General features: G+C 31.5%; 11 protein-coding genes. 4 read left to right on the top strand and 7 right to left on the bottom strand.

What is annotated here, in order from left to right:
• Positions 1-1,277 precede the first annotated feature (1,277 nt).
• Genes ACIQ2J_RS11400 through tsaD form a run of 7 tightly spaced genes read right to left on the bottom strand, consistent with a single transcriptional unit; the run spans position 1,278 to position 7,698 of the window.
• Positions 1,278-1,841 (bottom strand): hypothetical protein, encoded by a 564-nt coding sequence (locus ACIQ2J_RS11400; RefSeq protein WP_396169849.1) that lies wholly within the window; start codon positions 1,839-1,841, stop codon positions 1,278-1,280.
• The gene (locus tag ACIQ2J_RS11395) at positions 1,838-3,040 is read right to left on the bottom strand and encodes a class I SAM-dependent methyltransferase (protein WP_396169847.1); all 1,203 of its coding nucleotides are present in this window, start codon (positions 3,038-3,040) and stop codon (positions 1,838-1,840) included. The genes ACIQ2J_RS11400 and ACIQ2J_RS11395 overlap by 4 nt, the downstream gene beginning before the upstream one ends.
• Positions 3,041-4,129 (bottom strand): AI-2E family transporter, encoded by a 1,089-nt coding sequence (locus ACIQ2J_RS11390; RefSeq protein WP_396169845.1) that lies wholly within the window; start codon positions 4,127-4,129, stop codon positions 3,041-3,043.
• A 4-nt stretch (positions 4,130-4,133) separates the two neighbouring features.
• Positions 4,134-4,775: a DUF4159 domain-containing protein gene (locus ACIQ2J_RS11385; RefSeq protein ID WP_396169843.1), complete on the bottom strand. Its 642-nt coding sequence runs from the start codon at positions 4,773-4,775 to the stop codon at positions 4,134-4,136.
• Between the two features lie 4 nt (positions 4,776-4,779).
• Positions 4,780-5,967, bottom strand: coding sequence for a thioredoxin family protein (locus ACIQ2J_RS11380; protein WP_396169841.1), 1,188 nt, complete (start codon positions 5,965-5,967; stop codon positions 4,780-4,782).
• Positions 5,968-5,969: 2 nt separating this feature from the next.
• Positions 5,970-6,674, bottom strand: coding sequence for a 16S rRNA (uracil(1498)-N(3))-methyltransferase (locus ACIQ2J_RS11375; RefSeq protein WP_396169837.1), 705 nt, complete (start codon positions 6,672-6,674; stop codon positions 5,970-5,972).
• A 1-nt stretch (position 6,675) separates the two neighbouring features.
• Positions 6,676-7,698: a tRNA (adenosine(37)-N6)-threonylcarbamoyltransferase complex transferase subunit TsaD gene (gene tsaD / locus ACIQ2J_RS11370; RefSeq protein WP_396169834.1), complete on the bottom strand. Its 1,023-nt coding sequence runs from the start codon at positions 7,696-7,698 to the stop codon at positions 6,676-6,678.
• Positions 7,699-7,896: 198 nt separating this feature from the next.
• Here tsaD and ACIQ2J_RS11365 point away from each other — a divergent pair, with 198 nt between their 5' ends.
• The 4 genes from ACIQ2J_RS11365 (at position 7,897) to ACIQ2J_RS11350 (ending at position 15,645) form a co-directional block, all read left to right on the top strand.
• The gene (locus ACIQ2J_RS11365; protein WP_396169831.1) at positions 7,897-12,423 is read left to right on the top strand and encodes a translocation/assembly module TamB domain-containing protein; all 4,527 of its coding nucleotides are present in this window, start codon (positions 7,897-7,899) and stop codon (positions 12,421-12,423) included.
• A 152-nt stretch (positions 12,424-12,575) separates the two neighbouring features.
• Positions 12,576-13,562, top strand: a complete 987-nt coding sequence (gene pfkA, locus ACIQ2J_RS11360) for a 6-phosphofructokinase (RefSeq protein WP_396169829.1) — start codon at positions 12,576-12,578, stop codon at positions 13,560-13,562.
• A gap of 154 nt (positions 13,563-13,716) precedes the next feature.
• The gene (gene gap, locus ACIQ2J_RS11355; protein ID WP_396169827.1) at positions 13,717-14,718 is read left to right on the top strand and encodes a type I glyceraldehyde-3-phosphate dehydrogenase; all 1,002 of its coding nucleotides are present in this window, start codon (positions 13,717-13,719) and stop codon (positions 14,716-14,718) included.
• Positions 14,719-14,793: 75 nt separating this feature from the next.
• Positions 14,794-15,645 carry a BadF/BadG/BcrA/BcrD ATPase family protein gene (locus tag ACIQ2J_RS11350; protein ID WP_396169825.1) on the top strand — a complete coding sequence of 284 codons (852 nt, stop codon included), beginning with the start codon at positions 14,794-14,796 and terminating at the stop codon, positions 15,643-15,645.
• Positions 15,646-15,691: the final 46 nt, after the last annotated feature.

Here is a 15,691-nt window from a genome sequence, read left to right as displayed (position 1 = left end):
ACCAGTCAATTCTTCCAAAATCTTCATCGTTTTGCGGAGGGCAAAGGTAGAACCTTTATTTGTTTCTCGCAAATCTTTTTTTTAGATTTTTTTAGTCTTGTAGTCTCAGTTTGTAAAGAACGTCTGCCTTAATGCGGGTGCAAAAGTACCATTCTTTTTCACTCTCGCAAGGGTTTTCAATACCTTTTTTGAAAGTATTTTTTAATGCGCTGAATTCGTGAAGGTTGTTGAGCAAAGTTTTTTTGTTTGGTGGGGTTTTAGAAGGAAGCTATCCTCTTTCCCTCTCCTTTGAAGAGGGAGGGAAACGTGATTTTTTTTTAAAACCACATAGTTTCATAGTTTTCTTGGTATTAGAAGCTTCGCTTGGTTTTAGAAAAACATAGCTCTCCTCTCCCCTAACCCCTCTCCAAAGGAGAGGGAAAACGTGATTTTTTTTTAAACCACATAGTTTCATAGTTTTCTTCACTCTAGACGCTTCGCTTGGTTTTAGAAAAACATAGCTCTCCTCTCCCCTAACCCCTCTCCAAAGGAGAGGGAAAACGTGATTTTTTTTTTAAAACCACATAGTTTCATAGTTTTCTTGGTTTTAGAAGCTTCGCTTGGTTTTAGAAAAACATAGCTCTCCTATCCCCTAACCCCTCTCCAAAGGAGAGGGAAAACGTGATTTTTTTTTAAAACCACATAGTTTCATAGTTTTCTTGGTATTAGAAGCTTCGCTTGGTTTTAGAAAAACATAGCTCTCCTCTCCCCTAACCCCTCTCCAAAGGAGAGGGAAAACGTGATTTTTTTTTTTAAACCACATAGTTCCATAGTTTTCTCGGTTTTAGAAGCTTCGCTTGGTTTTAGAAAAACATAGCTCTCCTCTCCCCTAACCCCTCTCCAAAGGAGAGGGGGACATGGATAGAAAATATAGTTGGGGTTTTATTTATTGATGGTTTTGGGAAATTTGGTTTTTAATTAGGTTATGTCTTTTGTTGGAACTCATAATCTTTTTAATCCTAACAGGTTTTGGAAACCTGTTAGGAAAGGAAATATATTGTATTATATAGTAGGATGTTTTAGAAATTGGAATTTCATACCATTTGCTGGGAGCATAGCCCTGATTGAGCCGGTAGCTCTCGTGGAGGTACGGAACGAGACTAAAGGCGAAAGCAGGAATTGCCATTGCTAAAATGCCTAATGTTTCGCTACAAAAATCGATGCTATTAAAAATTTATTGAAACGAATTTATAATTGCGGAGATTAAAAGTAAAGAAAGACGCATTGTTGTATTAATGCTAATCCAAACATTTTAAATAATCTATAAAGAAATGATCTGGATTGTAGGTTTTTTGGTCAACCTCGGATATTAGAACTTCTTTGGCAATATAATCTGTGGTTTCACCTGCAAATTTAATTCGGAAAAAAGATATCGGATAGGTTTTTAAATCTTCTAAGGTTTCTTTCATAAATAGAAAGTAACCGTTAAGTAAACGGCAGTTTTCGTTATTGACTCTAATGTAATTTCCGCAACTTTCTTGCTCCAAACCTATTAATGGTATTACCTTTCCATTAGTTAATTGTATGTATATTCTGGAGTTTTTATCGAAACATTTTGCCGGAATAAAATCGGCGCTTTTTTGCACCATTTGAAAGTTTAATGACAGTAATCCATCCGCATTTATTAACGAGAAAAATAATGAAGTTTGGCTGTTTCCAAAGACTTTTTCATGCATTACATAATCTTTAGTAGATTTATAGGTTCCAGTACTATCTTTAACGTTTGAACTATATTCGCAGTCTTTTTGTGCAAAAATGGATATTGAAATTAGAAAGAATACAATTACTAAGGACTTTTTCATGGGGTATTTATTTTGGTGCAAATTAAAACTATTTTATCGTTATTTAAATTGGTGGTAAAAAAACAATACTGGTTTCCTCCATCTTTTATTTTCCATTTTTTTCTAAGGTTTTCTACCGTGTCGGGAAAGTTTCGCAAAGTAATATTCATTTTATTATTTTCTAAATGCAAAGTCATTTCTTTTTTTGAAAAAGGAATTACATTGTTTATTTCAAAAACTCTTCCCGGAAATTCTAGTAAATCATTTGATGTATACAAATGCGAATGTTGGTGGAGTTTATCTAATGAAAATTGGGCTGCAACTTCCTTAAATCCACCTGACTTTAAAATAGCACTATTGGGTTCGTAAAGATATTTTTTAGGCAAACCAAAATTGTAATCCCTATCGGAATTCGACTGAAATTGAAAGCTTTCTCTTTTATTTTTATTGAAATTTGTAGTCTTTATGGTAATGGAATCAGTATATCCTTGGTGCAATTCCCACAACAATTCTTTTACTTCATTTTCTATCGCCAAAATATGGATGGTTTTTACGTTTTGCAATTCGGTTAATCCTGCGGTAATATCTAACAATGGTGCTGTTTTAATCAGAATTTTGGATGCATATTGGTAATAGAATTCTTGTAAATCGGGCACATTTGGCAAACAATCTTGAAGCATAAAGACTTTACCTTTGGTTTCATTTCTTCGTGAAGGATCCACATAAATCCAATCGAATTTTTGGTTTCTATTTTTTAATGTTTCGGTACTATCTCCAACGACACATTGGATATTAGTCCTTTCTAATTGCTTAAAATTATGACTTACTATTGAAGAAAGTTCCGCATTTATTTCACAATGAATTACTTGGGAAACTTTTTTAGAAAAGTAGTAATCATCTACCCCAAAACCTCCAGATAAGTCAATTAAGGAAGTTCCATCTATGAGTTCCGATTTGTATTGTGCCGTAATTTCGGAAGAGGTTTGTTCTATGGAAATTTTACTTGGATATATACAATTTAGGCAATTAAACCATGTAGGAAGTTTGGTTTTACTTTTGGTTCGTGCTGCTATTTGATTTACAATGATTTTAAAATCTAAATCTGGAAACGGATTTTTAGATAGAGCTAGCTTTGATCCATCTTGCCCTGTTTTTTCAATTATATATTCCTGAACTTCAGGTTGTAAAAGTGCATTAAGATTCGTTAAAACAGTTTCCAATTATAGATTTTTCGTTAATAGTTGTATTATTCTGTTTTCAGGAATTAACTCTTTGGCGATGACTTTTAAAATGGTATATAATGGAATTGCGATAATCATTCCGGTGATTCCAAATAAAGTTCCGATGATTAATATCACTAAAAATATTTCCAAAGGGTGGGAATTTACACTTTTAGAAAAGATAAAAGGAGAAGTTATATTGTTATCAATAAGTTGCACGATGAAGAATCCTATAGTTACATATATGGTGGTAGGCAACGTAACGGTTTGAAAATCTTGATTAATTGTGGTTAACATGGTTAACAAGCCTGCTAGAATAGACGCTATAAATGGTCCGATGTAAGGGATGACATTTAAAACAGCACATAGAAAAGCAATTACAAATGCATTTTCTACACCAAAAATTAACAATACAATTAGGTATAAAATACTAACCACAGTTAATTGAATTAATAAACCAATGAAATATCGAGTTAATAAATGTCTTATTTTATCAATAGAATTTAATATTCTGTCTTCACTTTCACTTGGAAGAATTTTTTTCATTCCAATTATGAATTGCACTTTATCTAGCAAAAAATAAAAACTTATAAAAAATACTGTTACCAATCCGATACCAAAACTACTAATGGTACCAATTATTGAATTGAAGAAATCGGTTAAATAATTAAATTTTAATTTGGAAGTCAAATCACTTTCTTTAATGATTCGGTCGATGTCTATTTTATGACTACCTAAATATGTGTCTAGTTGTGCGTATAAATGCACTAATTTATTTTCAATAGATTTTGTATCTAGCAAAGATAAATTATCACTTTGGGATATAATTAATGGCACAAATAATGAAATTAAACCCAACAACAATAATAAAAATAAAAACAAGGTAACTGATACAGAAAGCGCATTAGAGAACTTTAATCTTTTTTTTAAAAACTCAACTACTGGATTTGCTATTAATGAAGTTATGACAGCAATTATTACATAAATAATTACATTTTGAATTTGATAAATAAAATAAAATAATAAACAAACAAGTGATAGAATTCCTATAGCTCGTAATATTCCGCTTGCAATGTTTTTAGAAGTCATATTTTTAATTATTAAATATGTAATTTAATATGTTTGCACCCATTTTTAGTGCTTTGTCACGAACTTCTTTAGGGTCGTTGTGCACTTCGGCATCTTCCCAACCGTCTCCCAAATCACATTCGAAGGTGTAAAGCAACACCAAACGATTATCTTGAAATATTCCAAATGCTTGAGGGCGTTTACCATCGTGTTCGTGAATTTTTGGCAAACCCGCTGGGAATGCAAATGGTTTTTGGAATATAGGATGCGATGCTGGAATTTCAACCAAATTAGAATTAGGGAATATCCGTTTAATTTCTCTTCTAAGATATTCGTCCAAACCAAAATTATCATCAAAATGCATAAATCCACCGGACAGCATATAGTTTCTCAAATTAAGGATTTCGCTATCGCTAAAAAGGATATTTCCATGGCCTGTAGCATGAATGAAAGGATAGGAAAAAACATCTGGACTTCCAGGCTCGACCGTTGCAGGTTTAACCTTAATAGTGGTATTAATATTTTGATTGCTAAATTTTATCAAATTGAGCAACGAGGTTGGATTGGCATACCAATCACCGCCACCATTGTATTTTAACAAGGCAATTTCTTGCGAATAACCAATTAGTGAAGTAAATAAAATTAGTAATATTATTTTAATTTTCATGAATTTAATGTTTTTTTAAATCGACTAATAATTTGTCTAAATTTTCTGTTTTCCAACCAAAATTAGTTGCAATGGTTTTAGCATTGTTGGCATAAAGCAAAGCATTGGTATAATCTTTTTCTTTAGTGTATAATTTAACAATTAAAAGGTATTTATCTAAGGATTCTCCTAATGTTAAGGCTTGTTTGGCGCAAGTAATTGCAAAGTCTAAACTTTTTTTATCTTCTATATGGGTTAAATAATTATTGCAAATTTCTACCAAAGCATTAGAATCTTTCCAAGCAAATTTTTCTACTAAAGTTTCCGAAGTTTTTTTGTAATTTTTCCAATTTTGTGAATATTCATTTATAGTCAAATCGTATCTAAACAATAAAGAATCTACTTTTCGAATCTGAAAAGAGGCTGCAATTGGTCTGACCTTATTATAACGTAAAGTATCTCCAAGATCTGCCAATGGTTTTAGATTATCGGAAACCATATAAACTAACTTTTTTTCTATTCTAGACAGAGTAACGACTTTAGCAAATTCCTCTTTTTTGGCAACAATAAAGGGCACTTCTTTAGCTTGAATATTGTTGATTCCGTTGGCGAGAATTTTCCAGTTTAGTTCGGTAAACAATTCGGCTTCCGATTTTGTTTTTAAATAGTTCTGAGTAATTGAGGTAGCGTCAAATCCCGCTTTTCTGGTTACAATGATGTATCGCAAACAGTTCTCTGCATTTGAATTGTCGGCATTGAATTTTTCTTTTATAAAAGTAAATTGATTCTCTGGAACTAACGCTTTAGTTCCTTCCAAAATAAAAATATCTTTTTTAAATTCTCCAGCAATACAGTATAATAAATTTTCATTACTATCAATAAAAGCAAAAGTTGGATACGATTTTACTAAAAACTTAGATTGAAGTTTGTTTTTTAAAGCAATTCCTTCAGCAGATTCTGCATCTACAGCAATGCAAATATAGGAAGTGCTATAAAATTTTATTACATCGGCATCCATGAAAATTTCTTCTTTCATTTTTTTGCAATGCGCACACCAATTGGCATAAAACATTATTGCAATTGGCTTGTTTTCCTTCTTAGATTGTGCCAAAGCAGTATCGTAATTGGTATCTAAAAATAAAGTTTGTTTTTGAGCAAAAGCACTCGTGCTTAAGACAAGAAAAAAAAATAAATTTAAAAATAATTTACTCATAATCAATTGTTTATAAATACTACACTATGGCAAGCTACTATCGCTGCTGTTTCGGTTCGCAATCTAGTTTCACCCAAAGATATTGGAATATATTTATTGTTCAAAGCCATTTCAATTTCTTTAACAGAAAAATCCCCTTCCGGACCAATCAATAAGGTTACATCTTCATTAGGAAGCAATTGTGATTTTAATGATTTTTTATTCGTTTCTTCGCAATGTGCAATATATTTTTGGCCTTTTAATTCTATTTTCAAGAAGTCTTTTAAAAGAATTGGTTCGTTTAATTTTGGCAAATAGTAGTGTAACGATTGCTTCATTGCCGATTCGATTATCTTTTGATAACGATCCATTTTTATTACTTTTCTTTCCGAATGATCGCAAATAATTGGTGTGATTTCTTGAATGCCAATTTCGGTTGCTTTTTCTAAAAACCACTCGTAACGTTCGTTCATTTTGGTAGGAGCAACGGCAAGATGCATATGAAATTTTGGTGTTTCTTGTTTGGTGAATGAAAGAACATTTACCGTGCATTTAGAATCGGAAGCCAAAGCAATTTCCGTTTTAAATAAAAAACCTAAACCATTAGTAACATAAAGAATATCTCTTTCTTGTTTTCTTAAAACTTTAATTATATGTTTACTTTCTTCTTTATCAAAAATAAAAGAAGTTAGCGTTTCGTTAATTGTAGGGCTATAGAATAATTGCATATTAAAACTCAATTCGTGCTTTCGAAACAACTCCAGCATCGTTAAACTTATTTTCTAAATATTTTTGATAGCCAACAATTCCAATCATGGCAGCATTATCGGTGGTATATTCGAATTTTGGAACGAATGTTTTCCATCCGTATTTTGGTTCTGCTGCTTTTAGGGTTGCTCTAATCCCGGAATTGGCAGAAACTCCTCCGCCAATGGCAATTTGAGTTATTCCTGTTTCGGCAACAGCCAATTTTAATTTATCCATCAAAATTTCAATGATAGTATGTTGAATGGAAGCACAAATATCACATTTATTTTCTTCAATAAAATTTGCATTTAGCACTACATTTTTTTGAATAAAATATAAAATTTGGGTTTTTAATCCAGAGAAACTAAAATTCAATCCAGGTACTTTTGGCTTGGTAAAGACAAACTTTTTAGGGTCTCCTTCTTTAGCAAACTTATCTATTAAAGGTCCGCCGGGGTATGGAAGTCCCATGATTTTGGCCGATTTATCAAAGGCTTCACCAACAGCATCATCGGTTGTTTCGCCAATGATTTCCATATCAAAAAAACTAGAAACTTTTACAATTTGGGTATGACCTCCTGAAATAGTTAAAGCCAAAAAAGGAAACTCTGGTTTGTCAAATCCTTCTTCCTCAATAAAATGTGCCAAGATGTGCGCGTGCATGTGGTTCACAGCAATTAACGGAATATTTAAGGCTAAAGCCAATGATTTTGCAAAAGAAGTTCCAACTAATAAAGAACCCATCAACCCTGGACCTTGTGTGAAAGCAATTGCTGTAAGATAGTCCATCGGAATTCCCGCTTTCTTTAATGCCATATCAATAACAGGAACGATATTTTGTTGGTGGGCTCTTGACGCCAGTTCAGGCACCACACCACCATATTCTTCATGTATTTTTTGACCTGCTACAACATTAGATAAAACGATATTGTTTTTTAAAACTGCAGCAGCAGTATCGTCGCAGGAACTTTCTATAGCAAGAATAAAAACCTCTTTGTTAAGCATTAGGCACAATTTTTGAATTATATTTGAATAAACGGCATAAAACGATTATTTTTACATCGATTACAAAAGTAACTATTTTAGAGGTAATGCACCAAATAGCTAGGGATTATTTGTTTTGGAGAGAATAGGGATACCTAGGAAAAGTAAGAATTATTGTATATATTTGTTACTGATGGATATTGCAAAGCAAATTAAATTTTGGAAGAAAAAAAAAACAACACACGTTTTAAGACCTTTAAAAAAATAATACTGCGCACAGTTGTTGTGCTGTTATTGCTTTTATTGTCTATTGGTATTGCGCTTTCACTTCCTGTAGTTCAAACAAAAATTGCCCATTATGTTACTGAAAATCTTAATAAAAAATTCGGAACCAACATTTATGTAGATCAAGTAGAAGTGACCATTTTTGGTGGAGTTCAGCTTAAAAAAGTAGTAGTAAAAGACGAAAAGAAAGATACTTTAATCTTTGCTAAAAGATTAATAACAAGTATTCTGGATACAAAAAAGTTGTTAGACGGAAATTTAATTTTTGGAAGTCTTACTGCAGATGCCTTGACTGTAAATGTAAAAACCTACAAAGGAGATACCGACACTAATTTAGATAAATTTATTGCTGCTTTTGATGACGGTAAACCTGCATCTGGAAAATTTTTAATGACTTCTGATAAAATGACTCTTAAAAACTGTAGGTTTCGAGAGATAGATTACAACAGAGAAGTACCTCTAGATGTTGATTTTACAAAGTTAAATGCAGTAGTATCTGATTTTAAAATAGAAGGTCCAAATGTTTATACTAATATTGACGCAATGTCTTTTATGGATCATAGAGGATTATTCGTAGAAAACGTAACTTCTAAATTTACCTATACCAAACAGAACATCCGTTTGGAAAATCTTGATTTTAAAACGGCCGAATCTACTCTAAAAGGTGCAGTAATTCTTAAATACGACAGAAAAGATTTTAAAGATTTTAATAATAAAGTTATTTTTGATATTACCACTAAAGAAGCTTCTTTATCAAGTAATGATATTCGTTATTTTTATAATGAATTAGGTAAAAACCAACAATTTGCGTTAAGCGGAAAAATTGATGGTACTTTAAATGACTTCACAGCCAAACATTTGTATTTAAAAGACACTAAAAATTCCGTTATTTCCGGAACTGTGAATTTTAAAAACCTTTTTGCAAAGAAAGGAAAAGGCGATTTCTACATGAAAGGTTCCTTTTCAAAAGTGAGTTCTAGTTATACAAATTTAGTAACTCTATTGCCAAATGTTTTAGGGAAAAATTTACCATCTTCCTTAAAAAAACTTGGACAATTTAATTTAAACGGAAAAGCCGAAGTTACCAAGACTAGCGTAGATGCCGATTTTACATTGCACACTAAACTTGGAACAATTGCTTCTAAATTGGTAATGACCAATCTAAATACTATTGACAACGCTTCCTATTCGGGGAATATTATTTTAAATCAATTTAATTTAGGAAGTTTTTTAGGTAGAAAAGATGTAGGTTTTGCAACACTAAATATTGATGTGGATGGAAAAGGATTTACCGAAAAATATCTTGACACCAAGTTTTCGGGAGCAATTCAAAATGTAGATTATAATGGTTACAATTATAAAAATATTTTGGCAGATGGTGCCTTTAAAAAACCAATTTTTAAAGGTAAAGTTAATGTAAACGATCCTAATTTATTTCTAGATTTTGATGGTGTTGTAGACTTAAGTAAAAAAGAAAAAATTTATGATTTTCATGCCAAAGTAGATTATGCCAATTTAAAAAGATTGAATTTTCTTAAAGATTCTATTTCTGTTTTTAAAGGGGATGTTGTCATGAAGGTTTCTGGCAATTCTTTGGACACTATGAAAGGCGATGTGGAAGTTAGCAATGCTTCATATCAAAATTCTAAAGATATTTATTTCTTTGATAATTTGTCTGTTAACTCTAGTTTTGACAGCAATAATGTACATACTATTTCCTTATTTTCTCCAAATGAAATGAATGGGAAAATTCAAGGAAAGTTTGAGTTTTCTCAAATTCAAAAGATGGTACAAAACTCTCTCGGAAGTCTATACACCAACTACAAACCCAATGTGTTGAAAAAAGGGCAATATTTAAAATTTGATTTTTCTCAATTTAATAAGTTTATAGAAATACTGAACCCTAAAATATCACTTGATGTTAGCGCCGTATTAAATGGACAAATAAAGGGAGATGACAATGATTTTAAATTAAAATTTTCAACTAAAACTATAGATGCCTTCAATGTTCATTTGGATAACGTTCAATTAGAAATTGATAATAAAAACCCATTGTACAACACTTATGTTCAAATGGACAGCATAGTAACCAAGCAATATAAAGTTAGAGATTTTTCGTTGATTAATGCTACTTCTAAAGATACTTTATCCTTTAGAACCGAATTTAAAGGAGGTGATAAAGGAAATGATTTTTATAATTTAAATCTTTATCATACTATTGATAAAAACAATAAAAACATCATTGGCTTTAGTAAATCGGAAATGATGTTTAAGGATTTTCTTTGGTACATAAACGAGAAAGAAAACGACAAAAATAAAATAGTATTTGATAAAGATTTCAAGAATTTTTCTTTTGAAGATATTATTGTTTCCCATGAAAACCAATCCATGCAATTAAAAGGATTGATAGGCGGAACCAAAAATAAAGATTTACAATTAACATTTCAAAATGTTAACCTTAATAAAGTGACTCCCACAGTAAATCAATTTAAGTTTGATGGTAACTTAAATGGGGAAGTGTTTATTAAACAAAACGAAGCTATTTACCAACCTACGGCAAATTTAGAAATCGAAGATTTACAAATAAATGAAAATGCTTTAGGCGATTTAAAATTAGATATTACTGGAAATAATGAATTTTCAAGATTTGATATTGTCTCTAAAATTGAGAATGAAAATATCAAGTCTTTCAGTGCCGATGGGGATTTAGAAATTGTAAATAATGAAACTTTATTAGATTTAAATCTGAATTTTCAAAGATTCAATTTAGGAATTTTAAGTAATTTAGGTGGAGAAGTTCTTTCCAATATTAGAGGATTTGCCTCTGGAAATGCCCGAATTAATGGAAATGTTAATGATATTAATTATTCCGGTAAATTATTTGTAGATGATGCAGGACTTTCTATACCCTACTTAAATGTTGATTATAAAATTAAAGACCACTCGGCAGTAGACATTACCCAAAATAAATTTATTGTAGAAAAAACACAATTATACGACACTAAATTCAATACTTCTGGAAACATCGAAGGCTTTATCAAACACAAACAATTTGGCGATTGGGAATTGGATTTGGCTATAGATTCCGATAGAATTTTGGCTTTAAATACCAAAGACCATGAAGATGTAGCTTATTTTGGAACCGCATTTATTAAAGGTAGCGCTACCATTAAAGGTCCAACCAACGGATTATCAATTAATGTAAATGCCGAATCTGGAAAAGGAACCGATATTAAAATCCCAATAAACGATGCAAGTTCTATTAGTGATAATAATTACCTCCATTTTTTAACCAAAGGAGAAAAATACGGCTCAGGAACTAAAGATGCCGAATTTATTCGAAATTATAATGGCCTCCAAATGAATTTTGAATTTAATATTACTCCCGTTGCCAGTATTGAGGTAATTTTAGATAGAGATTCGGGACATGGTATGAAAGGAAAAGGAGTAGGTACCTTATATATGAATATTAATACACTAGGAAAATTTGAAATGTATGGTGACTATACTGTTTGGGAAGGTTCTTACAATTTTAAATATGGAGGTCTAATTGACAAACAATTTACTGTAAAAAAATACGGATCCATCGTTTGGGATGGTAATCCATACAAAGCAATTTTAAATTTGGAAGCTGTTTCTAAAAACATTACTGCCAATCCAGCGGTTTTAATTGATAATGCTTCTTTTAATAAAAAAATTCCGGTGGAAGTGATAATAGGTTTAAAAGGAACTATTACCAATCCGGAGCCCGATTTTAACATTAATTTTCCAAATGTTAGTTCGGTAATTAAATCGGAAATTGAAACTAAATTAGGCGATAAAGACATCCGACAAACTCAAGCATTATATTTATTATCTACAGGAGGTTTTTTAAGTCAGGAAGGGCTTAGTCAATCGCAAGTTACCAATAGTTTTTATGAAAAAGCATCGGCATTGTTTGGCGATATCTTTAATAATAAAGATAGCAAAATGAATGTAGAAGTCATTTATACCGCTGCCGAAAAAACTGCTTTACGACCAACAGATGGAAGAGTAGTTGCTTCTATTTCAACTCAAATAAACGAACGAATTACTATAAATGGAAAAGTTGGGGTACCTACAGGTGGCGTTTCGGAAACTGCCATTGTAGGAAACTTTGAAATGCAATATCGTGTTAATGAAGATGGAACATTAAACTTAAGGGTTTTCAATAAAGAAAACGATATTAACTATATAGGCCAAGGCATTGGTTATACCCAGGGCGCTGGGGTTTCATATGAAGTAGATTTTGATACTTTTAAAGAATTAGTTAACAAGATTTTCAAGAAAACTAAAATCGATAGAGAGAAAAAAGTTAAAACTGAAAATCCTACCGAAGCAACTAAAATGCTTCCTAGTTATATCAATATGGAAAACAACAATTCCATTCCTAAAAAAACTACCGAAATCAACCTTCACAATAAAGAAGGAAAACTAGATTAGTAATTATTCCCCAAGAAATTTCTTAATTATCGTATTAGCAAAATAAAACTTATCAACGAAAACGTTTTAAATTGTTAATATCAAGGAAGTATTTATCAATGTCGTATTTTATATACTTATTCTTTGTTAATTTTACATTTTAAAACAAAAAAATGTCAAAAACGATAAAAAAAATAGGGGTGCTTACTTCAGGAGGTGATTCTCCAGGAATGAATGCTGCTATCCGATCTGTTGTTAGAACCTGTGCTTACCATAACATTGAATGTGTTGGTATTTATAGAGGATACCAAGGAATGATTGAGGGTGATTTTAAAGAGATGGGGCCACGTTCTGTTAATAATATAATTAATAAAGGTGGAACTATTTTAAAATCGGCGCGTTCTAAAGAATTTATGACTACAGAAGGTAGAAAAAAAGCTTTTGATAGTTTAACTAAAGCAGGTATTGATGCCTTTGTAGTAATTGGTGGGGATGGAAGTTTTACTGGAGCTGAAATTTTCAATAGTGAATATGACTTTCCCGTTATTGGAATTCCAGGAACAATAGATAATGATATATTTGGCACAAGCCATACTTTAGGATTTGATACTGCTCTAAATACTGTTGTAGATTGTATTGATAAAATACGAGATACTGCAAGTTCCCACAACCGTTTATTTCTTGTAGAGGTTATGGGTAGAGATGCTGGCCATATTGCTCTTAACGCTGGAATTGGAGCTGGAGCAGAAGAAATTCTTATTCCAGAAGAAAATTTAGGATTAGATCGTCTTTTAGAATCTTTGCGCAAAAGTAAAGCTTCTGGAAAATCTTCCAGTATAGTAGTAATTGCTGAAGGGGATAAAATTGGTAAAAACGTATTTGAATTAAAAGATTATATCGAAGAAAATTTTCCAGAATACGACATTCGAGTTTCGGTATTAGGACACATGCAACGTGGTGGTTCTCCATCCTGCTTTGATAGAGTTCTTGCTAGTAGACTAGGTGTAAAAGCAGTAGAATCTATCTTGGAAGGAAAATCTAATTACATGGTTGGAATGTTAAATGACAAAGTTGCACTAACCCCCTTAGAACAAGCCATTAAAGGGCATTCTGAAATTGATAGAGATTTACTTCGAGTATCGGATATAATGACTACATAAAAAGTTTGTTGTTTAGGGTTTATAGTTTGTTGTTCAGATCATAAACCATAAACCATAAACAATAAACCATAAACTATAAACTATAAACCATAAACAACAAACCATAAACAATAAACAATAAACAAGAATAAAATAACAATAAACAAAATATAAAATGTCAAAAGTAAAATTAGGAATAAATGGATTCGGAAGAATTGGAAGAATCGTTTTTAGAGAATCTTTCAATAGAGATAATGTTGAAGTAGTAGCTATTAACGATTTGTTAGATGTAGATCATTTAGCTTATTTACTAAAATACGATTCCGTTCATGGTCGTTTTGCTGGAAAAGTGGAAGTTAAAGACGGTAAACTTTTTGTAAACGATAAACACATTAGAATTACTGCAGAAAGAGACCCTTCTACTCTAAAATGGGATGAAGTAGGTGTAGACGTAGTTGCCGAATGTACAGGTATTTTCACAACTTTAGAAACTGCTCAAGCACACATTAAAGGTGGCGCTAAAAAAGTAGTTATTTCTGCTCCATCTGCAGATGCACCAATGTTTGTTATGGGAGTAAACCATACTAAAGCTACTGCTGCAGATACAATTGTTTCTAATGCATCTTGCACTACTAATTGTTTAGCTCCTTTAGCTAAAGTAATTAATGATAATTTCGGAATTGTAGAAGCATTAATGACAACCGTTCACGCTACTACAGCTACTCAATTAACCGTTGATGGTCCGTCTCGTAAAGATTTCCGTGGAGGAAGATCGGCATTATTAAACATGATTCCATCTTCTACCGGTGCTGCTAAAGCAGTAGGGAAAGTAATTCCAGAATTAAACGGAAAACTTACTGGGATGTCAATGCGTGTTCCAACAGCTGACGTTTCTGCAGTTGATTTAACTGTAAAAGTTGCTAAAGAAACTTCTTACGAAGAAATTATGGCAGTGCTTAAAAAGGCTTCTGAAAACGAATTAAAAGGTGTTTTAGGATATACAGAAGACGATGTTGTTTCTCAAGATTTCGTATCTGATTCAAGAACTTCTATCATTGATGCTAAAGCTGGAATTGGATTAAATTCTACTTTCTTTAAAATTATTTCTTGGTACGATAATGAATATGGATATTCTAGTAAATTAATTGATTTATCAGTACATATTTCTAGTTTGTAATAACAAAAAGGAATTCCCATTGCATATTTATTTGTAATGGGAATTTTTCATTAACCCAAAATACCAAACAAACAAATGAAATTATTAGTCGATAGCGGCTCTACCAAGGCCGATTGGATTGCTATAGATGAAAATGGCAAAGTACTTTTCACTACACAAACCCTAGGATTAAATCCTGAAGTTTTAGATAAAGAACAAATTATCTCCCGATTGGAAGATAAATTTGACATATCTCATAATAAATATAAAGCAACCAATTTATTCTTTTATGGAGCTGGATGTGGCACGGATAGAATGAAAAATTTTCTTACAATAGTTTTTCAAGAATATTTTACCAATGCATCAATTTCCGTTCATGAAGATACTTATGCAGCAGTATATGCTACCACTCCAAAAGACGATGAAGCAATTGTTTGTATTTTAGGAACTGGTTCTAATTGCAGCTATTTTGACGGCAAAATTTTACATCAAAAAGTACAATCGCTTGGATATATAGCTATGGATGATTGTTCTGGCAATCGTTTTGGTCGACATTTAATTCGCGGATATTATTTTAATAAAATGCCTAAAGATTTGGCTTCCGAATTTGAAGAAGAATACAATTTAGATGCCGATTACATTAAGAATAATCTTTATAAAGAACCTAATCCAAATGCTTATTTGGCAACTTTTGCTAAGTTTTTAATTAAACATAAAGATACCGAATTTTGCAAAAAATTTATTTATGAAGAATTAGAAGAATTTGTAGAAAATTATGTAAAACAGTTTGATAATTGTACTGAAATTCCGGTTCATTTTGTTGGATCTATAGCTTTTTATTTAAAAGAAGAATTAATAGAAGTATTAAATAAACACAATATAAAAGTTGGTAATGTGCTTCGAAGACCTATTGATGGTTTAATTGCCTACCACGTGATGAATAAATAATAAAAACAAGACGATAAAGAAAAACCTCCTCAATTTCTTGAGGAGG

The organism is Flavobacterium sp., from assembly GCF_044357305.1.
Lineage (GTDB): Bacteria > Bacteroidota > Bacteroidia > Flavobacteriales > Flavobacteriaceae > Flavobacterium.
This window is presented reverse-complemented; position numbering and strand designations above follow the sequence as displayed.

Excerpts from the sequence above, each read along its gene's own strand:
- ACIQ2J_RS11400 (WP_396169849.1), bottom strand. The coding sequence starts at position 1,841 with ATGAAAAAGTCCTTAGTAATTGTATTCTTTCTAATTTCAATATCCATT.
- ACIQ2J_RS11390 (WP_396169845.1), bottom strand. The coding sequence starts at position 4,129 with ATGACTTCTAAAAACATTGCAAGCGGAATATTACGAGCTATAGGAATT.
- ACIQ2J_RS11385 (WP_396169843.1), bottom strand. The coding sequence starts at position 4,775 with ATGAAAATTAAAATAATATTACTAATTTTATTTACTTCACTAATTGGT.
- ACIQ2J_RS11380 (WP_396169841.1), bottom strand. The coding sequence starts at position 5,967 with ATGAGTAAATTATTTTTAAATTTATTTTTTTTTCTTGTCTTAAGCACG.
- ACIQ2J_RS11375 (WP_396169837.1), bottom strand. The coding sequence starts at position 6,674 with ATGCAATTATTCTATAGCCCTACAATTAACGAAACGCTAACTTCTTTT.
- tsaD (WP_396169834.1), bottom strand. The coding sequence starts at position 7,698 with ATGCTTAACAAAGAGGTTTTTATTCTTGCTATAGAAAGTTCCTGCGAC.
- pfkA (WP_396169829.1), top strand. The coding sequence starts at position 12,576 with ATGTCAAAAACGATAAAAAAAATAGGGGTGCTTACTTCAGGAGGTGAT.
- gap (WP_396169827.1), top strand. The coding sequence starts at position 13,717 with ATGTCAAAAGTAAAATTAGGAATAAATGGATTCGGAAGAATTGGAAGA.
- ACIQ2J_RS11350 (WP_396169825.1), top strand. The coding sequence starts at position 14,794 with ATGAAATTATTAGTCGATAGCGGCTCTACCAAGGCCGATTGGATTGCT.